The organism is Pseudomonas paraversuta (genome assembly GCF_904063065.1).
Taxonomy (GTDB): Bacteria; Pseudomonadota; Gammaproteobacteria; order Pseudomonadales; family Pseudomonadaceae; genus Aquipseudomonas; species Aquipseudomonas paraversuta.
In genome coordinates, this window is sequence record NZ_CAJFCL010000006.1 from 220,364 (window position 1) to 244,261 (window position 23,898).

General features: G+C 57.9%; 20 protein-coding genes. 5 read left to right on the plus strand and 15 right to left on the minus strand.

Features of this window, described 5'->3' with window-relative positions; genetic code table 11:
• Positions 1 to 11: 11 nt before the first annotated feature.
• The 5 genes from recX to JQ845_RS14330 form a co-directional block, all read right to left on the minus strand.
• Entirely contained in the window at positions 12 to 479 is a 468-nt protein-coding gene (gene recX, locus JQ845_RS14310; RefSeq protein ID WP_003443026.1) for a recombination regulator RecX, read from the minus strand.
• An 8-nt stretch (positions 480 to 487) separates the two neighbouring features.
• Complete coding sequence (gene recA / locus JQ845_RS14315; protein WP_010655684.1) at positions 488 to 1,594, minus strand: recombinase RecA; 1,107 nt, start codon at positions 1,592 to 1,594, stop codon at positions 488 to 490.
• 83 nt (positions 1,595 to 1,677) lie between these two features.
• On the minus strand, positions 1,678 to 2,178 hold the full coding sequence (locus tag JQ845_RS14320; protein WP_003443032.1) for a CinA family protein: 501 nt from the start codon (positions 2,176 to 2,178) through the stop codon (positions 1,678 to 1,680).
• 109 nt (positions 2,179 to 2,287) lie between these two features.
• Positions 2,288 to 2,629 carry a phage holin family protein gene (locus JQ845_RS14325; protein ID WP_003443035.1) on the minus strand — a complete coding sequence of 114 codons (342 nt, stop codon included), beginning with the start codon at positions 2,627 to 2,629 and terminating at the stop codon, positions 2,288 to 2,290.
• A gap of 264 nt (positions 2,630 to 2,893) precedes the next feature.
• Entirely contained in the window at positions 2,894 to 3,622 is a 729-nt protein-coding gene (locus tag JQ845_RS14330) for a LexA family transcriptional regulator (protein WP_083912790.1), read from the minus strand.
• 178 nt (positions 3,623 to 3,800) lie between these two features.
• Between JQ845_RS14330 and mutS the strand changes: the two genes are divergently transcribed.
• The gene (gene mutS, locus JQ845_RS14335; protein WP_010655682.1) at positions 3,801 to 6,380 is read left to right on the plus strand and encodes a DNA mismatch repair protein MutS; all 2,580 of its coding nucleotides are present in this window, start codon (positions 3,801 to 3,803) and stop codon (positions 6,378 to 6,380) included.
• A gap of 142 nt (positions 6,381 to 6,522) precedes the next feature.
• Positions 6,523 to 6,846 carry a ferredoxin FdxA gene (fdxA, locus tag JQ845_RS14340; RefSeq protein WP_003443045.1) on the plus strand — a complete coding sequence of 108 codons (324 nt, stop codon included), beginning with the start codon at positions 6,523 to 6,525 and terminating at the stop codon, positions 6,844 to 6,846.
• Positions 6,847 to 7,042: 196 nt separating this feature from the next.
• On the opposite strand, the gene JQ845_RS14345 is transcribed toward fdxA, so the two are convergent.
• The 3 genes from JQ845_RS14345 to JQ845_RS14355 all read right to left on the minus strand — a co-directional run bounded on the left by JQ845_RS14345 (position 7,043) and on the right by JQ845_RS14355 (position 9,423).
• Positions 7,043 to 7,672, minus strand: a complete 630-nt coding sequence (locus JQ845_RS14345) for a CoA transferase subunit B (RefSeq protein ID WP_003443048.1) — start codon at positions 7,670 to 7,672, stop codon at positions 7,043 to 7,045.
• A gap of 2 nt (positions 7,673 to 7,674) precedes the next feature.
• The gene (locus tag JQ845_RS14350; protein ID WP_003443050.1) at positions 7,675 to 8,373 is read right to left on the minus strand and encodes a CoA transferase subunit A; all 699 of its coding nucleotides are present in this window, start codon (positions 8,371 to 8,373) and stop codon (positions 7,675 to 7,677) included.
• A 378-nt stretch (positions 8,374 to 8,751) separates the two neighbouring features.
• Complete coding sequence (locus JQ845_RS14355) at positions 8,752 to 9,423, minus strand: TetR family transcriptional regulator (protein WP_003443052.1); 672 nt, start codon at positions 9,421 to 9,423, stop codon at positions 8,752 to 8,754.
• A 265-nt stretch (positions 9,424 to 9,688) separates the two neighbouring features.
• On the opposite strand from JQ845_RS14355, the gene JQ845_RS14360 reads away from it, so the two are divergent.
• The 3 genes from JQ845_RS14360 to adeC are packed head-to-tail and all read left to right on the plus strand — an operon-like array spanning position 9,689 to position 15,447.
• Positions 9,689 to 10,840, plus strand: a complete 1,152-nt coding sequence (locus tag JQ845_RS14360) for an efflux RND transporter periplasmic adaptor subunit (protein WP_203009167.1) — start codon at positions 9,689 to 9,691, stop codon at positions 10,838 to 10,840.
• 3 nt (positions 10,841 to 10,843) lie between these two features.
• Positions 10,844 to 13,999, plus strand: coding sequence for an efflux RND transporter permease subunit (locus JQ845_RS14365; protein ID WP_003443058.1), 3,156 nt, complete (start codon positions 10,844 to 10,846; stop codon positions 13,997 to 13,999).
• The gene (gene adeC / locus JQ845_RS14370; RefSeq protein WP_003443061.1) at positions 13,996 to 15,447 is read left to right on the plus strand and encodes an AdeC/AdeK/OprM family multidrug efflux complex outer membrane factor; all 1,452 of its coding nucleotides are present in this window, start codon (positions 13,996 to 13,998) and stop codon (positions 15,445 to 15,447) included. The genes JQ845_RS14365 and adeC overlap by 4 nt, the downstream gene beginning before the upstream one ends.
• Before the next feature lie 143 nt (positions 15,448 to 15,590).
• Here adeC and pcaC read toward each other — a convergent pair whose 3' ends face one another.
• The 7 genes from pcaC to pcaR all read right to left on the minus strand — a co-directional run bounded on the left by pcaC (position 15,591) and on the right by pcaR (position 23,538).
• Positions 15,591 to 15,983 (minus strand): 4-carboxymuconolactone decarboxylase, encoded by a 393-nt coding sequence (gene pcaC, locus JQ845_RS14375; protein ID WP_003443064.1) that lies wholly within the window; start codon positions 15,981 to 15,983, stop codon positions 15,591 to 15,593.
• An 11-nt stretch (positions 15,984 to 15,994) separates the two neighbouring features.
• Entirely contained in the window at positions 15,995 to 16,780 is a 786-nt protein-coding gene (gene pcaD / locus JQ845_RS14380; RefSeq protein WP_203009168.1) for a 3-oxoadipate enol-lactonase, read from the minus strand.
• Positions 16,781 to 16,792: 12 nt separating this feature from the next.
• Positions 16,793 to 18,157: a 3-carboxy-cis,cis-muconate cycloisomerase gene (locus JQ845_RS14385; RefSeq protein ID WP_010655681.1), complete on the minus strand. Its 1,365-nt coding sequence runs from the start codon at positions 18,155 to 18,157 to the stop codon at positions 16,793 to 16,795.
• A gap of 47 nt (positions 18,158 to 18,204) precedes the next feature.
• On the minus strand, positions 18,205 to 19,497 hold the full coding sequence (locus tag JQ845_RS14390) for an MFS family transporter (protein ID WP_003443087.1): 1,293 nt from the start codon (positions 19,495 to 19,497) through the stop codon (positions 18,205 to 18,207).
• 118 nt (positions 19,498 to 19,615) lie between these two features.
• Positions 19,616 to 20,821 carry a 3-oxoadipyl-CoA thiolase gene (gene pcaF, locus JQ845_RS14395; protein WP_203009194.1) on the minus strand — a complete coding sequence of 402 codons (1,206 nt, stop codon included), beginning with the start codon at positions 20,819 to 20,821 and terminating at the stop codon, positions 19,616 to 19,618.
• Between the two features lie 227 nt (positions 20,822 to 21,048).
• On the minus strand, positions 21,049 to 22,395 hold the full coding sequence (locus JQ845_RS14400) for a 4-hydroxybenzoate transporter PcaK (protein WP_203009169.1): 1,347 nt from the start codon (positions 22,393 to 22,395) through the stop codon (positions 21,049 to 21,051).
• Between the two features lie 300 nt (positions 22,396 to 22,695).
• Entirely contained in the window at positions 22,696 to 23,538 is an 843-nt protein-coding gene (pcaR, locus tag JQ845_RS14405; RefSeq protein ID WP_003443092.1) for a pca regulon transcriptional regulator PcaR, read from the minus strand.
• Positions 23,539 to 23,898 lie beyond the last annotated feature (360 nt).

Genomic DNA, 23,898 nt, shown 5'->3' on the forward strand with positions numbered 1-23,898 from the left:
ACTGAGTGCTATCAGTCATCGAACTCTCGGCCACTTAGCAGACGGCCGATCATTTCAAGCGGATAACCCCGGTAACTCAAGAAGCGCCCCTGGCGAGCACGCTCTTTTGCATCGTCCGGCATCTGCCCGGAAAACTTGCGCCGCCAGGTATCTTCCAGCTTTTCTTGCCAGTTGAAGCCGCATTCGCGCAACGCTTCCTCGACATCCCCACGGGGCAAGCCACGCTGGTTAAGCTCTTCGCGAATACGCAAAGGGCCATAACCAGAACCGGCACGGTAGGAAATATAACTTTCGAGGTAACGCGACTCCGATAACAGCCCCTCTTCCGTTAAGCGGTCGAGGGCGATATCGATCATGTCGGGGCAAGCGCCTCGCTGACGCAGCTTGCGCGTCAGCTCGACTCGACCGTGCTCACGTCGCGCGAGCAGGTCCATTGCAGTTCGTCGTACCGCGACGAGGTTATCCAGAACAGCCGTCATGGTGTCTATCAGTTATCGCTGTCGGTAGCGTTTTCCATTTCTTCGGCTTCAGCCAGCGCTGCAGCTTCTTTGGCAGCCTTCTTCATCTTTGGCATGCTCTTCATTTCTGCAAGCTCACTATCGGTCTTTGGACCCAGCAGTTTTTCACGCAGCTGCTTCTCAAGGGTATCCTTGATATCAGGATTATCTTCCAGGAACTTGGCGGAGTTGGCCTTGCCCTGGCCGATCTTGCTGCCGTTATAGCTGTACCAGGCGCCCGCTTTCTCGACGAAGCCGTGCAAAACGCCCAGGTCGATCATCTCGCCATTGAGGTAGATGCCCTTGCCGTAAAGAATCTGGAACTCAGCCTGACGGAATGGCGGGGCAACCTTGTTCTTGACCACTTTGACACGGGTTTCGCTACCGACAACCACGTCGCCTTCTTTCACCGCGCCGGTGCGGCGGATATCCAGACGAACCGAAGCGTAGAACTTCAGCGCGTTACCACCCGTGGTGGTTTCCGGGCTACCGAACATCACGCCGATTTTCATCCGGATCTGGTTGATGAAGATCACCAGGCAGTTTGCGTTCTTGATGTTACCGGTGATTTTACGCAGCGCTTGCGACATCAGACGGGCTTGCAGGCCGACGTGCATGTCACCCATGTCGCCTTCAATTTCAGCTTTGGGCGTCAGTGCAGCAACGGAGTCGATAATGATCACGTCTACTGCATTGGAACGCACCAGCATGTCGGTGATTTCCAGAGCCTGCTCACCGGTGTCCGGCTGGGAGACCAGCAGGTCATCAACGTTCACACCCAGCTTGGCTGCGTATTCAGGATCAAGAGCGTGCTCGGCATCAACGAAGGCGCAAGTTGCACCGGCTTTTTGCGCCTGGGCAATCACCGACAGGGTGAGCGTGGTTTTACCCGAAGACTCTGGACCGTAGATTTCAACAATACGGCCTTTAGGCAGACCGCCAATGCCCAGTGCAATGTCCAGACCCAGCGAACCGGTAGAGATCGCCGGAACTGCCTGGCGTTCCTGATCGCCCATGAGCATCACGGCGCCCTTGCCGAATTGACGTTCGATCTGACCCAAGGCCGCAGCCAAGGCTTTCTTCTTGTTGTCGTCCATTAAAGTCCTCTCGTAATCAATAAGGCCTGACGGCCGATAACTGTATAAGTAGCCAGTATTATTCCACAGCGATAAACGATCGCCTACCCCTGATTTTTTATTTCTCGTACCGTTCGGCGTATTAGCCCTTCCAGAGCGGCAATCACCGTTTGCCGACGCACTTCATCGCGATTCCCGGCAAAGTGCCTGCGCTCGGCCGAAACCTCATTGCCAACCCCCCACGCCAGCCAGACAGTACCAACCGGCTTGTCCAGCGAACCGCCGCCCGGCCCGGCAACACCACTTACCGCTACGGCAAACCGCGCAGCACTTTGCACCTGCGCGCCACGCACCATCGCCTCGACGACCTCGCGACTGACTGCGCCTACCTGGGTAAACAAAGGTTGCGGGACATTCAGCTGCCGGGTCTTTTGCTGATTGGAGTAGGTTACAAAACCCGCCTCAAACCAGGCGGAACTGCCGGCAATTCGGGTGATGGCTTCTGCAATGCCCCCCCCGGTGCAGGACTCGGCGGTCGTTACTTGAGCGTTCAGAGTTTGTAACTGGTGCCCAAGTTCAGCTGCGAGTCGAGATATTGGGTCCATGGTTCTCTCCCGATGGGGTCAGTAAGCGCCATAACCTACACGAGCAGCCGGGTGTTGCAAGACGGCTCCACTGTCATGACAGACATCCCACAGGAAAAAGCTCCCGCTCTTACGGTTCAATCCGAGAATCGGCAGAACCATCGACCCCAAGCCGCTTGGCCGCCCAGCGCTGGTACAGACTGATGGCTGCATCCGCTCCGGCCAAAGCAGTCAGGCAACCAAAAGCACCGGCCGCCAGGATAGACATCCCTGCCGCGTACAGCAGCATGAAAGTCGAGACACCGCACACCATGCAGGCCCCCGAACGCAGGGCCAGGCGCCGCACCAGCAACCATCCGCTGGCGCCGTCTTTGTCGGCCCGCCACATTTCACCAAAAATGCCACCCACCAGGGCAAGAAGAATGACCAGCAAAACCGGCATCTCCAGCAGTAGTTGCGGTTCATTCAGCATGTCATCACTCCTGATTCCTTAATTGATAAGCGCCAGTTTCTGGCCTGGACTGAAAGCGGGCGCTATCGGTTACGTCGCCTCCCTGCACTTGAAAACTGCCATGAAGCAAAGACTATGCATGTATAGATATACAGTCAATGCATCAGTGCATATATTTTTCAGCGCACCTGTACAAGCCAACAAAGAGGGCGCAGACCGTAGGATTGGTCTTTAAAAAAGACAAAAAAAAGCCCACGTTCATGTGGGCTTTTTTTGAAATTAGCGCTAGCGAGCGTACATCCCCCACCAGAACACATGTCCGAGGATCACCAGTTGTTCATCCTCCAGATCGTTGTAGGCATAGTCTTCATCCGGGTATTCATCCCTGTTGAAGCTGCGCAAACGAATCCCGCCTGCCAGACGATAGAGCTGCTTTACCCGCAGCTCACCGTTGTGATTGATCGCATACAGATCACCGTCGACGACCTCATCGAGCATGCGCTTGCCTGCATTGACGCCAACCGTTGCCCCATCGCGCAACACCGGCAGCATGCTGTCGCCGCGCACTGTCACGCACTTTGCCTGGTCAAACTCCACGCCATTGTGGCGCAGGCTGCGCTTGCCAAAACGCAGCCGGGCACGCTCGCTCTCTTCAATGGCAAAGCGCCCCGTCCCGGCTGCCAGCTCCACCTGACGCAGGAACGCAATGGAGACCTCGTCATCCGCCACCGGGGTGTCGTCATCCCACAGACAGATATCATGCAACTCCGGGTGCAGGTGCTCGCTCGGGACAAGCAGATGACTATCGTCCCGACCCCGCAGCCGATCCGTACTGATGCGGAAGTATTCGGCAATTCTGGAGATGTGCCGATCAGAGGGATCGGCAATCTTGCCGCTCAAAATTCTCGACAGCGTGGACTGCGGCACACCGGTACTGCGGTGCAGCGCCATGGCGCTGATCCGGTGACGAACCAGCAGTTCGTTGAGGACAGTTGAAACAGTTCGTTTAGACATGACGGGAATAGTGCTGGCGCTGTTTGCAGATGGCAAACGCAATTTCTTCTATTAATAGCAGCCCGGAGTCCCCCTGTAGATGCGGGTAGCTGACATGTTAACCTTGCGACCATTATGAAAATCTCAGGCTGCGCGCCTGCCTTTCCCCACTTTCAAAACGAATCCGCCTAAGCCTCTCATGAGTAAAAACAGCTCCGACCTCTCCAGCCACACACCGATGATGCAGCAGTACTGGCGCCTGAAAAACCAGCACCCTGATCAGTTGATGTTCTATCGCATGGGCGACTTCTACGAGATCTTCTATGAAGACGCGAAGAAGGCCGCCAAGTTGCTGGACATCACCCTCACGGCGCGCGGGCAGTCGGCCGGACAGGCGATTCCGATGTGCGGGATTCCTTACCATGCCGCCGAAGGGTATTTGGCCAAGCTGGTAAAACTCGGCGAGTCGGTGGTGATTTGTGAGCAGGTCGGCGATCCGGCGACCAGCAAGGGCCCGGTTGACCGCCAGGTGGTGCGCATCATCACCCCGGGTACGGTCAGCGATGAGGCGCTGCTTGATGAGCGTCGTGACAACCTGATTGCAGCGGTGCTGGGCGACGAACGCTTGTTTGGTCTGGCGGTACTGGACATCACCAGTGGCAATTTCTCGGTACTGGAAATCAAAGGCTGGGAAAACCTGCTGGCCGAGCTGGAGCGCATCAACCCGGTTGAATTGATGATCCCGGACGATTGGCCCCAAGGCCTGCCTGCGGAAAAACGCCGTGGCGTTCGACGCCGTGCACCCTGGGACTTTGAGCGCGACTCGGCGCTGAAAAGTCTGTGCCAACAGTTTTCAACCCAGGACCTTAAAGGCTTCGGTTGCGAGAACCTGACCCTGGCCATTGGCGCTGCCGGTTGCTTGCTCAGTTACGCCAAGGAAACCCAGCGTACCGCCCTGCCCCATTTACGCAGCCTGCGTCATGAACGCCTCGACGATACCGTGGTGCTCGACGGTGCCAGTCGACGCAACCTGGAGCTGGACACCAACCTGGCCGGTGGTCGCGACAATACATTGCAGTCCGTGGTGGACCGCTGCCAGACGTCAATGGGTAGCCGTTTGCTGACCCGCTGGCTGAACCGCCCATTGCGCGATTTGCCTGTGCTGCTGGCCCGCCAGTCGTCGATTACCTGCTTGCTGGATGGCTACCGTTTCGAAAAACTGCAGCCGCAGCTTAAAGAGATTGGCGATCTGGAGCGCATTCTGGCCCGTATCGGCCTGCGTAATGCGCGCCCGCGAGATCTGGCGCGCTTGCGCGATGCCTTGGGTGCCCTGCCTGAACTGCAAGACGCGATGATCGGGCTCGAAGCACCACACCTGCAGCAATTGGCCACTAGCACCGGTACCTATCCCGAGCTGGCGGCATTGCTGGAAAAAGCAATTAACGACAACCCGCCGGCGGTGATCCGCGATGGCGGGGTATTGAAAACCGGTTATGACGCCGAGCTGGATGAGCTGCAATCACTGAGCGAAAACGCCGGACAGTTTTTGATCGATCTGGAAGCCCGGGAAAAAGCCCGAACCGGCCTGGCCAACCTCAAGGTCGGTTACAACCGGGTACATGGCTACTTTATCGAGCTGCCAAGCAAGCAGGCCGAGCAAGCCCCGGCTGATTACATCCGCCGCCAGACGCTAAAAGGCGCCGAGCGTTTTATCACCCCGGAACTCAAAGCTTTCGAAGACAAAGCCCTGTCGGCGAAAAGCCGTGCACTGGCCCGGGAGAAAATGCTCTACGAAGCATTGCTCGAAACCCTGATCGGTGAGCTGCCGCCGCTGCAGGACACCGCCGCTGCCCTGGCTGAGCTGGATGTCCTGAGCAACCTGGCCGAACGCGCGCTGAACCTCGATTTGAACTGCCCGCGCTTTGTTGACGAACCCTGCATGCGCATCAACCAGGGCCGCCATCCGGTGGTAGAGCAAGTGTTGACTACGCCGTTCGTGGCCAACGACCTGGCGCTGGATGACAACACCCGCATGCTGGTGATTACCGGTCCTAACATGGGCGGTAAATCGACCTACATGCGCCAGACCGCATTGATCGTACTGCTGGCGCACATAGGCAGCTTCGTTCCTGCTGCCAGTTGCGAGCTGTCGCTGGTGGACCGGATCTTCACCCGAATCGGTTCCAGCGATGACCTGGCGGGCGGGCGTTCGACCTTTATGGTTGAAATGAGCGAAACCGCCAACATCCTGCATAACGCCACCGAGCGCAGCCTGGTGCTGATGGATGAAGTTGGACGCGGCACCAGTACTTTCGACGGCCTGTCACTGGCCTGGGCTGCGGCAGAACGTCTCGCCCAATTGCGCGCCTACACCCTGTTTGCCACGCACTATTTCGAGCTGACCGTACTGCCCGAAAATGAGCCGCTGGTGGCCAACGTGCACTTGAGCGCAACCGAGCACAATGAGCGAATCGTGTTCCTGCACCATGTATTGCCGGGCCCGGCGAGTCAGAGCTATGGCCTGGCGGTAGCCCAGCTGGCCGGCGTGCCGCCCGAAGTCATCACCCGGGCCCGCGAGCACTTGAGCCGTCTGGAGACCACCAGTCTGCCCCATGAAGCACCCCGTCCGACGCCCGGTAAAAAATCACCGCCACAGCAAAGCGACATGTTTGCCAGCCTGCCACATCCGGTGCTGGACGACCTGTCCAAGCTGGATCTGGACAACATGACGCCACGTAAAGCACTTGATTTGCTCTACACATTAAAGACACGCATCTAACGCTGATGCGTTCAAGCTGATAGAATCGCGCGCGGTTCGGGATGCTACTGACCTTTTAGCCTGGTCTGTAGATATCACTCCCGAGCCCGGCGAACCCGTCCTGGAAGGGATTCGCTGCCGCCGCCTGAGGAGAAAATTAGAAATGACCTTCGTCGTCACCGACAACTGCATCAAGTGCAAGTACACCGACTGCGTAGAAGTCTGTCCGGTGGACTGCTTTTACGAAGGCCCGAACTTCCTGGTGATTCACCCGGATGAGTGCATCGACTGCGCGCTTTGTGAGCCTGAATGCCCGGCGCAAGCCATCTTCTCTGAAGATGAAGTGCCCGCTGACATGCAAGAATTCATTCAGTTGAATGTTGAGCTGGCTGAAATCTGGCCAAACATCACTGAGAAGAAAGACGCTCTGCCGGACGCGGAAGAGTTTGATGGTGTGAAAGGCAAGATCAAAGATCTGGAACGCTGATCCACGCTGCAGCAAAAAGCCCCGTCTCCTGCGAGCCGGGGCTTTTTGCGTTTTTGGCACAGCTATCGCACCGCCTGTATCGCCGCCAAGCCGGCTCCCACAAGCAGCGGGCGGGATATCAATCCCTCAGCCCGCCACAGCTCCAGTGCGGGAGCCGGCTTGCCGGCGATGCGACCGCCGCCCGCCAGTCATCCGGCTAGCCATTAATGGCGCAGCCGGTCGCCTCTTTGAGCTGTTCCAGCGTCACGCCTGAGGCCAGCTCAACCAGCTTTAGCCCTTGATCGGTCACATCAAGCACGGCCAGATCGGTGATGATACGGTCAACCACTCCCACCCCTGTCAGCGGCAGATCGCACTGCTTGAGCAGCTTGTGCGTGCCACCCTTGGCGGTGTGTTCCATAAGCACCACCACACGTTTGACTCCAGCGACCAGGTCCATGGCACCGCCCATGCCTTTCACCATCTTGCCCGGAATCATCCAGTTCGCCAGGTCGCCTTTTTCGGAGACCTGCATCGCCCCCAGGATCGACAGGTTGATATGCCCGCCGCGAATCATCGCAAACGAGTCGGCGCTGTTGAAAAAACTGCTGCCAGGCAACGTGGTGATGGTTTGCTTGCCGGCATTGATCAGGTCCGCGTCCACTTCGTCTTCACCAGGAAACGGGCCAATGCCCAGCAGGCCGTTTTCACTTTGCAGCCAGACATCCATGCCCTCGGGTATATAGTTGGCTACCAAAGTCGGCAAACCGATACCAAGGTTGACGTAAAAACCGTCCTGCAATTCTTGGGCGGCGCGATGCGCCATTTCTTCACGAGTCCAGGCCATGTTCAGGCGCTCCGCACAGTGCGTTGTTCGATGCGTTTTTCCGGAGTGGGATTAAGTACCAGACGCTGTACGTAAATCCCCGGTAAATGCACCTGATCAGGTTCGATCTCACCTGTTTCGACGATTTCTTCTACTTCAACCACACAGACCTTGGCCGCCATTGCAGCCAGCGGGTTGAAATTGCGCGCGGTTTTGTTGAATAACAGATTGCCGGATTTATCGGCCTTCCAGGCTTTGACCAGCGCTACGTCGGCACGCAGTGAACGCTCCATGACAAACCACTCGCCATCGAACTCACGCGTTTCCTTGCCTTCTGCCACCAGGGTGCCGTAACCGGTTTTGGTGTAAAACGCCGGGATACCCGCGCCGCCTGCACGCAACTTCTCGGCCAGAGTACCTTGGGGGGTAAACTCCAGTTCAAGCTCGCCGGCCAGATATTGGCGCTCAAACTCTTTGTTCTCGCCTACATAAGAAGAAATCATTTTGCGGATCTGACGGGTCGTCAGCAGTTGGCCAAGTCCGAACCCGTCCACGCCCGCATTGTTACTAATAACCGTCAACTCACGCTTGCCCGTGTCACGCAAGGCTGCAATCAGGGCCTCCGGGATGCCGCACAACCCAAAACCACCCACTGCCAGGGTCATCCCGTCTTCGACGATCCCCTGCAAGGCGGATTCGGCACTCGAGTAGATCTTGTTCACTGGTTATTCCTCGAATTGGCCACGACGCCTGCATCCCGGTCGCAGCATCTTTGCTTTCGTCCAGAGCGCACAAACATGCTGGCAGTCGCCCGCTCTACGATTTTGGCTGCTCCGGCCACCGACCCAAGCGCTCTTCGAGTGTAGGGGAAGCAGATGCGCGAACTCTAGGGATGAGTGACAGAGGCGCAGAAATAAATACCCGCCGCCCCCAGGTTGTCAGCACTGACGTACAGACTGAGCCGACTTGACCCAGGATCGACGGGGGGCTTAACAATTGCATTACAAAATACATAGCTCGCTATCTTTAAAGCCGCGCCCTAGACGTATATAAAGGCATCTCGAAGCCATACCGAAAGTAGAGTTGAATCTTCCCTCGCCTTATCGTTCGATCGGACTAGACTCTTCACCAATTTGCTCTCGGCTGCGCAAGCTTGGGCTCAGGCTCAGCATCTCTATCCCTGTGTCGACCCAGGTCTCAGCTTCCTTGTGCAGCTCAAAACTATCGGGGACCAGCAGCCATTGGCCGAGAATACCGTCGATATAGGCGTGCAGACAGATAGCCGCGCGGCGGGCGTCAAGGGTCTTCGGGAGTTGCTCGCGATGGATGGCATTATTCAGGGCAAGCTCGATTCGACTGTTACAGTCGACACTCGCCACTTGGCGTTGACGGCGCAGGTCACACATTTCGTCAGTGAATTCGCACTTATGAAACAAAATCTCATTGATACGCCGGGTTTGAGGATCGATGGCAACCTGGCGAAACAAATGAACCAGCAGCTTGCGCATGCACCCGAGCGGATCAAGTTCGTCCTGACTTTCACTGGCTTTGGCCAGTTCATCCAGAGGCTCATGCAAGCTGTCCAGCATGGCCTGCACCAGGTCGGCCTTGTTACTGAAATGCCAGTAAATCGCGCCACGGGTTACACCCGCCAGTGCTGCAATATCAGCCAGCGTGGTACGCGCAACACCCCGCTCATAAAAGGCCTGCTCGGCAGCTTCGAGGATTTTGCTCCGGGTTTCCTGAGCTTCTTCTTTGGTACGACGGACCATGGCAATACAAACCTCAATCAGGAGGATCTGGACAATTGCGGCCGCTCGTCCAAACCAACATCGGGTGGCGTTTGTTATGCCTTATCCCGGACTACTTCAAACATAGAAAAGGGCCTTGTGACGCATGCTGCGGCACGCCGCCGCTATTTACAAACATACGTGAATGTAAGTATATTCCTTAACAAGCTACTTATCCACCCGGAACAGCTTTCTTTACCCTTCCACTATTCTTGTGCGCTTTCGCGTGCCTGACCCGAGGATTTTCATGCAATTCAAGCCAGCTGTTACCGCTCTGGTTGCTGCCATCGCCCTAGCTTCGCTGCTCAGCGGATGTAAAAAGGAAGAGGCGGCACCTGCCCCACAAATCCCTCAGGTCGGCGTCGTGACGCTGAAAACCCAACCTTTTACCCTGACCAATGACCTGCCAGGCCGGACTACGTCCTATCGCTCGGCAGAAGTTCGTCCCCAGGTGAACGGGATTATTCTCAAGCGCCTGTTCAAAGAAGGCAGTGACGTTAAAGTCGGCCAGCAGCTGTATCAGATCGATCCAGCCATCTACGAAAGCAACGTCCTGAGCGCCAAGGCCACTTTGCAGTCGGCCAAGTCCCTGGCTGAGCGCTACAAGCAGCTGGTTGCAGAACAAGCCGTAAGCCGTCAGGAATACGACAACGCCGAGTCCGCCCGCCTCGAAGCCGAAGCGACTTTGAATACCGCCCAGGTCAACCTGCGCTACACCAAGGTTTTGGCACCGCTGTCCGGCCGTATCGGACGCTCGCTGTTTACTGAGGGCGCACTGGTGACCAGTGGCCAGGCAGACGCATTGGCAGTGATCACCCAACTGGACCCGATCTATGTTGACGTGACCCAATCCTCGGTAGAAATGCTCGAGCTGCGCCGCGATCTGGCCAGTGGCCGCTTGAAGAGGGCCGGAGATAACGCAGCCAAGGTCAAGCTGACCCTTCCGGACGGCAGTGAGTACCAGCAAGAAGGTCGCCTTGAGTTCACCGAAGTATCGGTTGACGAAGCCACCGGTTCCGTAACCCTGCGTGCGGTGTTCCCGAACCCTGACGACACTCTGTTGCCGGGCATGTTTGTCCACGCGCAACTGGAAGCTGGCATCAACAGCGATGCGATTCTCGCGCCTCAAATCGGCGTGACCCACAACCTCAAGGGCCAACCGACAGCTTTGATCGTTGGACCGGACAACAAGGTAGAACTGCGCGTGCTGCAAGCTTCGCGCACCGTGGGCAGCAACTGGCTGGTAGAAAAAGGCCTGAACGCTGGTGATCGCCTGATCGTCGACGGGCTGCAATTCATCAAGCCTGGTGCTGAAGTGAAAATCATGGAAAAACCACAAGGCGAAACCCCGGCATCTGCCCCGGCAACAGAAAAAGCTGCAGGCAGTAAAGGGGAGTAAACCATGTCGAAATTTTTTATCGACCGTCCGATTTTCGCTTGGGTAATTGCCCTGGTGATCATGCTGGTCGGGGCTCTATCGATCCTCAAACTACCGATCAACCAGTACCCGAGCATTGCACCGCCTGCCATCTCGATCGCTGTGACCTACCCGGGCGCTTCGGCGCAAACTGTGCAGGACACCGTGGTTCAGGTAATCGAGCAACAGCTTAACGGTATTGACCACTTGCGTTATGTGTCCTCGGAAAGCAACTCCGACGGCAGCATGAGCATCACCGCCACGTTCGAGCAAGGTACCGACCCTGACACCGCTCAGGTTCAGGTGCAGAACAAGCTCAACCTGGCAACGCCCCTGCTGCCTCAAGAGGTTCAGCAACAAGGTATCCGTGTAACCAAGGCAGTGAAAAACTTCCTGATGGTTATCGGTGTGGTGTCTGAAGACGGCAGCATGAACAAGGACGACCTGTCCAACTACATCGTTTCCAACATGCAGGACCCGATCTCCCGTACCGAAGGTGTGGGCGACTTCCAGGTGTTCGGTGCCCAGTACGCCATGCGTATCTGGCTCGACCCGCTCAAGCTGAACAAGTACAACCTGACTCCGGTGGACGTTAAATCGGCCATCAGCGCACAGAACGTACAGGTGTCCTCCGGGCAACTGGGCGGCCTGCCTGCGGTAAAAGGTCAGGAGCTGAACGCGACCATCATCGGTAAAACCCGTCTGCAAACTGCAGATGAGTTCAAGAAGATCCTGCTCAAGGTCAACACCGACGGTTCCCAGGTACGCCTGAGCGATGTCGCCGATGTTGCCCTGGGTGGTGAAAACTACAGCGTCAGCGCGCAATTCAACGGCAAACCGGCATCGGGTATCGCGATCAAGCTGGCTCCGGGTTCGAACGCCCTGGACACGGCAAAGGCATTGCGTGAAACCATCAACGGTCTGGAACCCTTCTTCCCGGAAGGCATGAAAGTCGTTTATCCGTATGACACCACGCCAGTGGTTTCGGCATCGATCGAAGGGGTTCTCGAAACCCTGGTCGAAGCTGTCGCCCTGGTGTTCCTGGTGATGTTCCTGTTCCTGCAGAACTTCCGTGCCACCATCATCACCACGATGACAGTACCGGTTGTATTGCTGGGTACCTTCGGGATCCTGGCCGCTGCAGGTTTCAGCATCAACACCCTGACCATGTTCGGCATGGTATTGGCCATCGGCTTGCTGGTGGACGATGCGATTGTGGTAGTTGAAAACGTTGAGCGGGTAATGTCCGAAGAAGGACTACCGCCCAAGGAAGCCACCAAGAAATCCATGGAGCAGATCCAGGGCGCCCTGGTGGGTATTGCCCTGGTACTGTCGGCGGTACTGCTGCCGATGGCCTTCTTCAGCGGTTCCACCGGTGTGATCTATCGCCAATTCTCGATCACCATCGTTTCGGCGATGGGCCTGTCGGTACTGGTTGCACTGATCTTCACCCCGGCCCTGTGCGCCACCATGCTCAAGCCGATCCAGAAGGGAGATCACGGCGAGAACAAGCGCGGTTTCTTCGGCTGGTTCAACCGTACTTTCGACAGTGGCGTGAAACGCTACGAGAAAGGTGTCGGCAGCATTCTGCGTCACAAGGCTCCGTACTTCCTGGCTTATGTCCTGATTGTGGTTGGTATGGTGTTCCTGTTCACCCGTATCCCTACCTCCTTCCTCCCGGAAGAAGACCAGGGCGTATTGTTTGCACAGGTTCAAACACCCGCGGGCACCACTGCAGAGCGCACTCAGCAGGTGGTAGACCGGATGCGCGAATACCTGCTGACCGATGAATCGGGCGCTGTGTCTTCGGTGTTTACCGTGAACGGCTTCAACTTTGCCGGCCGTGGCCAGAGCTCTGGTCTGGCGTTCATCATGCTCAAGCCATGGGGCGAACGAGATGCGGACAACAGCGTGTTTGCGCTGGCCGCACGGGCGCAGAAAGTGTTCTCCAGCTACCGCGATGCAATGGTCTTCGCCTTTGCCCCGCCAGCTGTAATGGAGCTGGGTAACGCCACAGGTTTTGACGTTTATCTGCAAGACCGTTCCGGTATCGGTCACGAGAAGCTGATGGAGGCCCGCAACCAGTTCCTGGGGATGGCATCTCAGAGCAAGATTCTGGCCGGTGTGCGTCCAAACGGCTTGAACGATGAGCCGCAATACAAACTGCTGATCGACGATGAAGCCGCTCGCGCCCTGGGCCTGAGTCTTTCGGACATCAACAACACCCTGTCCATCGGTCTGGGTGCCAGTTATGTCAACGACTTCATCGACCACGGTCGGGTCAAGAAGGTATTCCTGCAAGGCGAAGCTGACTCGCGGATGAACCCCGAAGACCTGAAGAAGTGGTATGTGCGCAACGACCAGGGAACCATGGTGCCTTTCTCGGCCTTCGCCAAGGGCGAATGGATCTACGGTCCGCCCAAGCTGTCGCGTTATAACGGCGTGGAAGCAATGGAAATACTCGGTGCTCCGGCCCCGGGCTACAGTAGCGGTCAAGCCATGGCTGAAGTCGAAGCCCTGGCCAAGAAGCTGCCGCCCGGTGTAGGTATTTCCTGGACAGGTCTGTCTTACGAGGAACGTCTGTCAGGTTCGCAAGCACCTGCCTTGTACGCAATTTCCTTGCTGATGGTATTCCTGTGCCTTGCAGCCCTGTATGAAAGCTGGTCGATCCCGATTGCGGTAATGCTGGTTGTTCCGCTGGGGATTATCGGTGCACTTATGGCTACCAGCCTGCGGGGATTGTCCAACGACGTGTACTTCCAGGTAGGCCTGCTGACGACCATCGGTCTGGCATCGAAAAACGCCATTCTGATCGTCGAGTTTGCCAAGGAACTGCATGAACAGGGACGAACACTGACCGAGGCGGCCATTGAGGCCTGCCGCATGCGTCTGCGGCCAATCATCATGACCTCGCTGGCGTTTGTCCTGGGTGTGATCCCGCTGGCCATCTCCACGGGCGCAGGCTCGGGCAGCCAGCACGCTATTGGTACCGGCGTAATCGGTGGCATGATCACCGCCACAGTACTGGCCGTGTTCTGGGTGCCGCTGTTCTTTGTCGCCGTATCGTCCTTTGGCAGCAAAAAAGATTCCGAGAAGAAAGTGGACCTGACTAAAACACCAAACAACGAGGCTGGCCAATGAGCAAGTCCCTTCTAGCCCTCGCTGTCGCCGCATTTACCCTGGGCGGCTGCTCGCTGATCCCGGACTACCAGCGCCCTGAGGCGCCGGTAGCGGCGCAATACCCGCAGGGCCCGGCCTACTCGCCAAACGAGGCGGCCAACCAGGCCGCTGCAGAACAAGGCTGGCGTCAGTTTTTCCATGACCCGGCCCTGCAGCAGCTGATTCAAACGGCCCTGGTCAACAACCGCGACCTTCGGGTCGCCGCGTTGAACATCGACGCGTATGCCGCGCAGTACCGTATCCAGCGTGCCGACCTGTTTCCGGCGGTTAGCGCCAATGGCAGCGGCAGCCGTCAACGGACCCCGGCGAACCTGTCGCAAACCGGCGAAGCCGGTATCACCAGCCAGTATTCGGCGACCCTCGGGGTCAGCGCGTACGAGCTGGACCTGTTCGGCCGGATACGCAGCCTGAGCGACCAGGCGTTGCAGAACTACTTTGCAACCGAAGAAGCCCGACGCACCACCCAGATCAGTCTGGTGGCCAGTGTCGCCAATGCATACCTGACCTGGCAGGCTGACAAAGAGCTGCTGAAGCTGACCGAAGACACCCTCAAGGCGTTCGATCAGAGCTACAAGCTCACCCTGCGCAGCAATGAAGTAGGGGTTGCCTCGGCACTGGATGTCAGTCAGTCGCGCACCTCGGTCGAGAATGCCCGGGTGCAACTGGCGCGCTACACCCGCCAGGTCGCTCAGGATCAGAACAGCCTCGCGCTGCTGCTCGGCACCACCATCCCGGACAACTTGCCGGCCAGCCAGCCACTGGCAGCTGATCTGTTGAGCGAAGTACCGGCCGGCCTGCCATCCGACCTGCTGCAACGTCGCCCGGACATCCTCGAGGCCGAGCACAAGCTGTTGGCCGCCAACGCCAACATCGGTGCGGCGCGTGCAGCGTTCTTCCCGAGCATCAGCCTCACGGCCAATGCCGGGACCTTGAGTCCGGATCTGTCGGGCCTGTTCAAAGGCGGTTCGGGTACCTGGTTGTTCTCGCCGCAAATCAACCTGCCGATCTTTAACGCAGGGGCTTTGCGCGCCAGCCTGGACTACTCGAAAATCCAGAAAGAAATCACCGTTTCACAGTACGAAAAAACCATCCAGACGGCCTTCCAGGAAGTCTCTGACGGCCTGGCAGCACGTCAGACCTACAACCAGCAGTTGCAGGCACAAACCGACTTCGTGAACGCCAACCAGGATTACTACCGGTTGGCTGAGCGTCGCTACCGGATTGGCATCGACAGCAACCTGACCTTCCTCGATGCCCAGCGTTCATTGTTCAGCGCGCAGCAATCGTTGATCACCGACCGCCTGTCACAGCTGACCAGTGAAGTCACGCTGTACAAGGCTCTGGGTGGCGGCTGGTTCGAACAAACCGGGCAAAACCGGCCTGTTTCGGATCAGCCACCGAAGGCCTGATGCACTCTGGTTAAACAACAAACCCGCCAATTGGCGGGTTTGTTGTTTCTGAGTAGTGCTGCCCCATGTAGGAGCGAGCTTGCTAGCGAGCTGTTAAAAGCTCGCGAGCAAGCTCGCTCCTGCAGAAATGCAGGAAGGCGCTGTTATTCCCGCGATTCGACTCCCAGTTCGTCCCACACTGACTCCGCCAGATGGAAGGTGGCATTGGCCGCCGGGATACCGCAATAGATAGCGCTCTGCATCAGCACTTCCTTGATTTCGGCACGGGTCACGCCGTTACTGGCCGCCGCACGCAAATGCAATTTGAGCTCTTCGCTGCGGTTCATGCCGATCAGCATCGCAATAGTGATCAGGCTACGGGTGTGACGCGTCAGGCCGGGGCGGGTCCAGATATCACCCCAGGCGTGGCGGGTGATCATTTCCTGAAATTCGCTATTGAACTCGGTCAGGGCATTGAGGCTGCGATCGACATGGGCATCACCCAGCACTTCACGGCGTACGCTCAGACCTGCGTCGTAACGTTGTTTCTCGTCCACAAAACAGCTCCTTAAACGGCTGACAGGAAGGCCAGCACTCTTTGGCTGAAGGCATCACCCGCCTGCACGTTGGACAGGTGCGCGGCATGGAACTCGGCGTACTGGGCGCCCGCTACCTGTTCTTGAATAAAGTGACTGCCGGAAGGCGGCGTTACGGCGTCCTCGGTACCGGCAATAACCAGGGTAGGCACCTTGATGGCCGCCAGTTGATCACGAAAATCAGCATCGCGAACCGCTGCACAGTTGGCGGCGTAGCCTTGGGGCGAGGTCGCAGCCAGCATGTCGGTGATGCGCTTGACCTGCTCGGGATGTGCCTGGGCGTAATCGGCGGTGAACCAGCGGGCAATCGAGGCATCGCGCAGACCGGCCATCGCCGCAGGACCGTCGCGCAGTACCATTTCGATTCGCGGGTTCCACACCGACGGCTCGCCTATTTTGGCCGCGGTGTTGCACACCACCAGCTTGTTCAGGCGCTCGCCGGCATAGATGCCCAGCCACTGACCAATCAACCCGCCCATCGACAGCCCGCAAAAGTGCGCACGCTCGATATGCAGCGCATCCAGCACCGCCAGTACGTCACGCCCCAGTTGTTCAATACTGTAGGGGCCCTCGCTGACCAGTGACTGGCCATGACCACGGGTGTCATAACGCAGCACCTGAAAATGCTCGGTAAACGCCGGGATTTGCGCGTCCCACATCCCCAGGTCGGTGCCCAGCGAGTTAGATAGAACCAGCACCGGCGCGCCTTGCGGGCCGTCAAGCCGGTAGTTCAGTTCACCTTCTTGTATAGGTCCCACGAACTTCTCCTTTTATGGCGTCAATGCAAAATGTTCAGCCCGGGCACGCTCCACCCATGTCACCGCCTGGCCGAGGTAATTGGCCGGATCAAGCAAGCGATCCAGATCTTGTGCGCTCAACTGCGCGCTTATTTGCGGCTCGTCGTCCAGCACTGAGCGCAGATGACGCTGCTCGGCCACCGCACGCTTGCAGCATTGCTCCAGCAGATGGTGCGCGGTTTCACGCCCTACCCTCTGTGCCAGCACGATACTGACCGCTTCGGCCAGCACCAGCCCATGGGTCAAATCAAGGTTGTGCAGCATGCGTTCGGCATCCACTTCCAGTCCCTGGGCAATATTCAATGCCTGCACCAGTGCCCCCGAGACCAAACAGCAAATCTCGGGCAGGGTTTCCCATTCGGCGTGCCACAAGCCCAGGCTACGTTCGTGCTCCTGGGGCATGGCGCTGAACAAGGTACTCAGCAAGCCCGGAACCCGGGTGGCGGCGCTGATCAACACCGCCGAGCCCACGGGGTTGCGCTTGTGCGGCATGGTCGAAGAGCCGCCCTTGCCCGGTGCCGCGGGCTCAAACACCTCCCCTGCTTCGGTCTGCATCAGCAAGCTGAGATCACGCCCCACCTTACCCAGGCTGCCGGCAATCAACCCCAGCACCGCGCCAAACTCCACCAGCCGATCACGCTGGGTGTGCCACGGCTGATCCGGCAGGCTCAGCCCCAGTTCCTCGGCCAACGCCTGCGCCACCGGCATCGCCTGATCGCCCAAGGCGGCCAGGGTTCCCGAAGCACCGCCAAATTGCAGGCACAGTAAGCGCGGCTTTAATTCCTTGAGGCGCTGACGGCTGCGAGTAACCGCACCCAGCCAGCCAGCGATTTTCATGCCGAGGGTGACCGGAGTCGCCTGCTGCAACCAGGTTCGCCCCGCCAGAGGCGTGGTCGCATAGCGCAAAGCCTGTTGCGCAAGCACGGCTCCCAATTGCGCCAGATCCTGCTCAATCAAGCCCAGGGCTGAGCGCAATTGCAGCACCAGGCCACTGTCCATCACATCCTGGCTGGTGGCACCCAGATGCACATAACGCTCGGCCTCAGGTGCGGCGCTGGCAATCTGTTTGCCCAGCGCCTTGACCAATGGAATTGCCGAGTTGCCGGCGCTGGCGATCGCCTGGCCCAACGCCGCAAAGTCATACAGTTCAGCGCGACACGCCCGGTCAATCGGCGCAACGGCTGCCTGGGGGATCAGGCCAACCCGCGCCTGCGCCCGGGCCAGCGCCGCTTCAAAGTCGAGCATGGCCTGCACCCGGCCATGATCAGAAAACACCTCACCCATGGACTTGGCCGTGAAGTAGGCATCGAACAGTTGATTGCTCCTTCGGTCACTCATAAGCCTTCCTTTGAAGGCGCGCGCCAGTTATGGACGCGCGCGGTACATCACAGATCGTGGTGCAGATACTTGGGCTGCCTCGGCAGACGCAAGCTGAACAGGAAGGCGATAGCCATCATGACTGTCACATACCAGTAGAAGGTATTTTCCATACCTTTGGCTTTCAGCGCGAAAGCCAGCACCTCGGCCGTACCGCCAAACAGGGCGTTGGCCACGGCATAGGCCATACCGACACCCAGCGCGCGGATGTGCGGAGGGAACATTTCGGCTTTCACCAACCCGCTGATGGATGTGTAAAAACTGACGATAGCCAGGGCCAGGGTAATCAGCACAAAGGCCAGAAATGGACTGGTGATGGTTTTCAATGTCAGCAAAATCGGTACCGTGCACAAGGTACCCAGCGCACCGAACCACAACATCGAGTTACGCCGACCGATTCTGTCGGCCAGCATGCCAAACAACGGCTGCATGCACATATAAAAGAACAGCGCACCAGTCATGATGTAACTGGCAGTTTTGACTTGCATGCCGGCAGTGTTCACCAGGAATTTCTGCATATAAGTGGTGAAGGTGTAGAAAATCAGCGAGCCGCCGGCGGTGTAGCCCAGCACGGTAATAAATGCCGCTTTGTGATCACGAAACAAAGCACCAACGCTCCCGGCGTCCTTGTTCTTGCGCGACTCCTCGCTCGTGGTTTCTTTAAGGGTACGACGCAGCAATAGCGAAATCAGCGCCGCCACGGCGCCAATGAAGAACGGAATGCGCCAGCCCCAGGCCCGCAGTTCGTCCTCTGACAGCAGTTGCTGAAGCACGACCACCACCAACACTGCCAGCAGTTGCCCGCCGATCAGGGTCACGTACTGGAAGGAGGCGAAAAAACCGCGCTCGCCCTTGGGCGCCACTTCACTCATGTAAGTGGCGGTGGTGCCGTACTCCCCGCCCACTGACAAGCCCTGAAAGAGTCGGGCCACCAGCAACAAAGCCGGAGCCCAAGCACCGATCGTGTCATAGGTCGGCATGAAGGTGATCACCAGCGAGCCGGCGCACATCATCAGTACCGCAATCATCATCGAGTTCTTGCGCCCGTGCTTGTCGGCAACCCGGCCAAACAGCCAGCCACCGATGGGACGCATCAAAAAGCCTGCCGCAAACACGCCAGCAGTGTTGAGCAACTGCACGGTCGGGTCATCGGAGGGGAAAAAAGCCGGGGCGAAGTAGATTGCGCAAAAGGCATAAACGTAGAAGTCGAACCATTCGACCAGGTTGCCGGAGGAGGCACCGACAATCGCAAAAATCCTTTTTCTACGTTCCTCTCCCGTGTAGTGAGCTTCTGTTGTCATGTTTTTTACTCATCAGGTTTAGTTGCAGTTAGACATACCTTGCAACAACTATCACCACAACCACAAGTAAGCCGAACGACTGAGACAGTGGTTCGGCCCTGTGCTCAATGCCTGACTGTCAAACCCGCTCGATGGCCAGTGCCAGACCTTGCCCGACACCGACACACATGGTGGCAAGCCCTTTTTTGCCACCGGTTTTTTCAAGATGATGCAATGCGGTCAGTACAATTCGCGCACCGCTCATGCCCAACGGATGGCCCAGGGCAATTGCTCCGCCATTGGGATTGACCTGTGGCGCATCGTCCGCCAGCCCCAGCTCGCGCAGAACCGCCAGGCCCTGGCTGGCGAAGGCTTCATTGAGTTCAATCACGTCAAAATCGCTGACGGCCAGGCCCAGGCGTTCAACCAGCTTGCGCACTGCAGGCACCGGACCGATACCCATTACCCGCGGTGCCACTGCGGCGCTGGCCATGCCCAGTACCCGGGCACGGGCGGTCAGGCCGTGACGTTTGACGGCATCAGCCGAGGCCAGAATCAGTGCCGCGGCGCCATCGTTCACCCCTGAAGCATTGCCGGCAGTCACGGTTTTGTCCGGACCATTGACCGGCTTGAGCTTGCTCAAGGTTTCAAGGGTGGTATCGGCGCGCGGATGCTCATCGTGTTCAACGACGGTTTCACCCTTTTTGTGCGCAATACGCACCGGCACTATCTCTTCAGCAAAGTAACCGGCAGCCTGGGCTGCGGCTGTGCGTTGCTGGCTGCGCAGGGCGAAGGCGTCCTGATCGGCGCGGGAGATGTGATAGTCATCGGCAACGTTATCGGCGGTTTGCGGCATCGGGTCGACACCGTACTGAGCTTTCATCAGCGGGTTGATAAAACGCCAGCCGATGGTGGTGTCTTCGAGCTTCATGTTGCGCGAGAAGGCAGCGTCCGCCTTGCCCATCACAAAGGGCGCGCGGGACATCGACTCGACGCCGCCAGCAATCGCCAGCTCCATCTCGCCGCTGGCAATCGCCCGGAAGGCTGTACCAATGGCATCCATACCCGAGGCACACAGCCGGTTAAGGGTCACGCCCGGAATGGTTTCCGGCAGCCCGGCCAGCAGAGCAGCCATGCGTGCCACGTTGCGATTGTCTTCGCCGGCCTGGTTGGCACAACCGAAAAATACTTCATCAACTTCGTTCCAGTTAACCCCGGGATTACGCTCGATCAGCGCCTTGATCGGCACTGCCGCCAGGTCATCGGCACGCACTGCGGCCAGACCTGCGCCAAAACGGCCAATGGGGGTGCGAATCGCATCACAGATAAAAACTTCACGCATCAGGCTTCTCCTGGTGTTGGCCACGGGCCAGCGCTGTAGGCGCGGTCACGCAAGCCGCTGAGTTCAACATCGAGCGGCCCGCGGTGAGCGGCAATTACATGCTTGACGGCGTAGTGCAACGAAATGATGTCTGGCAGGTTAAGCCGCCGACTCAACCTGAACAATCCGATAATCGACTATGTGTGCGCTAATCGAACACATAGTTAGCTTGCTGACTAATCAACCCGCAATCAGGTTGCATCGGCGTGACTGACCATGCCTTTGATCAGTACCGCGGTGGTCGCCAGAGCTGCCGGAATCACCAGCGCCGTCAGCACTTGCTCGAAGTTCCAGCCCAAGCCCAGCAGGGTTGCGCCCATCCAGGCCCCCAGAATGGCGCCGAAGCGACCAATCCCGAGCATCCACGAAACGCCCGTGGCCCGCCCTTGGGTCGGGTAAAAACGCGCCGCCAGGGATGGCATCGCAGATTGCGCGCCGTTTACACACATACCGGCCACCAGAACCAGAGTGGCCAGGATCGTGATATTGCCCAGGCTCTGCCCTACTGCGTAGGCAAACACACCAGCCAGCAGGTAGAACACACCTATTACCTTGTGCGGATTGAATCGATCCATCGCCCATCCCACACCCACGGCACTCAAGACTCCGCCGAACTGGAAAAGCGCACCAATAAACGCGGCCTGCTCCATGCTGGCCCCGCTGTCACGCATCAGGGTCGGAAGCCAGCTGGTGAGCAGATACACAATCACCAGCCCCATGAAGTAGGTGAGCCACAGCAACAAGGTGCCGGCGCTATAGGTCCCGGAGAAGATCACGGCAAATACATTGCGCGCCTTGACGGTCTGCTGCTCGGGCACGCTGAAGCGGTTGGCGCCGGCAACAATGGCCGGAGCAATGGGTGCCAGGGTTTTACGAATCAGCTCAATACTTCGATTGCGTACCACCAGAAAACGCGCAGATTCCGGCAGCCACACCACCAGAACCAATGTCAGCAGCAACGGCAAGATCCCGCCGATCAGCAACAGGCTGTGCCAGCCGTACATCGGGATCAATTTGGCCGAGATGAAACCTCCGCCTGCCATGCCCAGATTGAAACCGCAGAACATGCTGGTCACCAACAGCGACTTGTGGCGCTCCGGTGTGTACTCAGACAGCAAGGTGGTGGCGTTCGGCATCCCGGCGCCAAGGCCCAGGCCGGTTAAAAAGCGCAAGACCAGGAGTTGATCGACATTAGTGCTGTAGGCCGAGGCCAGGCTAAACCCGCCAAACACCAGCACGGCCCCCACCAGCACCACTTTTCGCCCGAAACGGTCAGCCAGCGGCCCCGACCCCAAGGCTCCGAATACCATGCCTATCAGCGCCGCGCTCATGACCGGGCCAAGGCTGGCGCGGTCTATCCCCCAGTCCTGCGACAGGGCCGGAGCGATGAAGCCCATGGCTGCGGTGTCCAGACCATCCAGAAAGACAATCAGAAAACACAGAATGACTACTCGCCACTGGTAACGCGAGAGCGGCTGAGTATTGATAAAGGACTGCACATCAAGGCAGTTTCCTGCTGCAGACTGAGACGAATTCATTATTTTTATTCCGGGAAAACGCAGGTGAACGAAAGCCTGCCAAGGAGCGGCTGCTCACACAAGAAACCTAAAAGAGGATGTCAAACGGGTCTTGGGAGGACCGTCGAAGACTGCTTCCAGATCAGGAAGTGGGGGGTGTTCATGGCGTTCGGCCTCTTCTTTATTATAGTGGGCGAATCCTGGTTGAATGCTTGGGCAGACTGCATTCCAGGGCGCTCCCGGACAATAATCAGCCCGCCGCCGGCATGCAATTCGATAAACGCTTAACTGTGCGTTTATCGAACGCTTAGTGCGCCCACCTCAGCTGAACAGCTGGGCACTCAGGTCGCGACTGGAGCTCAGCATGATCGGCAGAAAGCGCTGCTCCAGTTCGGTACGGCTCACTCTTGCGGCATGGGTACTGACGTTCAAGGCTGCGAGCACTTGCCCGGAAGCGTCATATACCGGAACTGCAATGGAACGCAGGCCCTGCTCCAGTTCTTGATCAACCACACACCAGCCTTGTTCCCGCACCTGCTGCAAACACTCAAGCAACGCTTCGGGCGTATGCAGAGTACGGCTGGTCTTGGCCTGAAACTCAGCATGGGCCAGGTACTCGTGCAATGTCACATCATCCAGTGCCGCCAGGAGGATGCGGCCCATGGAGGTGCAATACGCCGGCAACCGCCCGCCCACGGAAAGATCTACCGAAATCAGGCGCTGAGTGGTAGCCGAACGGGCAATGTACAGAATGTCGTCACCCTCGAGGGTCGCCATGTTGCAGGCCTCATGCAGCTGCTCGCTCATGCGGTCCAGATACGGCTGGGCCGACACCGCCAAAGGTGTCGATGACAGGTAGGCATGACCGAGAGTCAGTACTTTGGGCAGTAACGAATAAGTACGGCCATCAGTAGTGGCATAACCGAGCTTGATCAGGGTGTACAGGCAGCGGCGCACTGCGGCCCGTGGAATCTCGGTGCGATGGCTGATCTGGGCAATGGTCAGATGGCGCTTGCGCTCCTGAAAGGCCTGCACCACCGCCAGCCCCCGGGCCAATGACGCCATAAAATCGGGATCGCCGGTGAACGCCTGGATGCGCTTGGCGGGCGACGCCACAATCGGAGGCGCGATACAGGTAGCGGCATTGCGCAATACATCATTCATCTTCAATCCCCCTGCTTGAATTTATTGTTATTAACCACCTGTCCAACCCGCAGAACGCGTTTGACCCACACAACAGAGGGCGATTATCGAACTGTCGGGCGATAATCGCAATCGACTCGGCATTGCCCTGCCATTGCCCGCGCGGGTAATGGAGGGATCATTTACATGCCGATCGATGATCTTCAATCAGCGCACTTAATCAACGCCTGCGGTCTTTATTAAAAAACCAGCCCTTTCACATTTCATGTGTCAAGCGCCCGACACAGATAGAAGCCGTCTGTATAAAGCGCACAGATTAAACCCGGGCGCCGACTTGAAACTTGTGCAGCCAACTCCCCGCCCCCTCAACTAATAGATAAG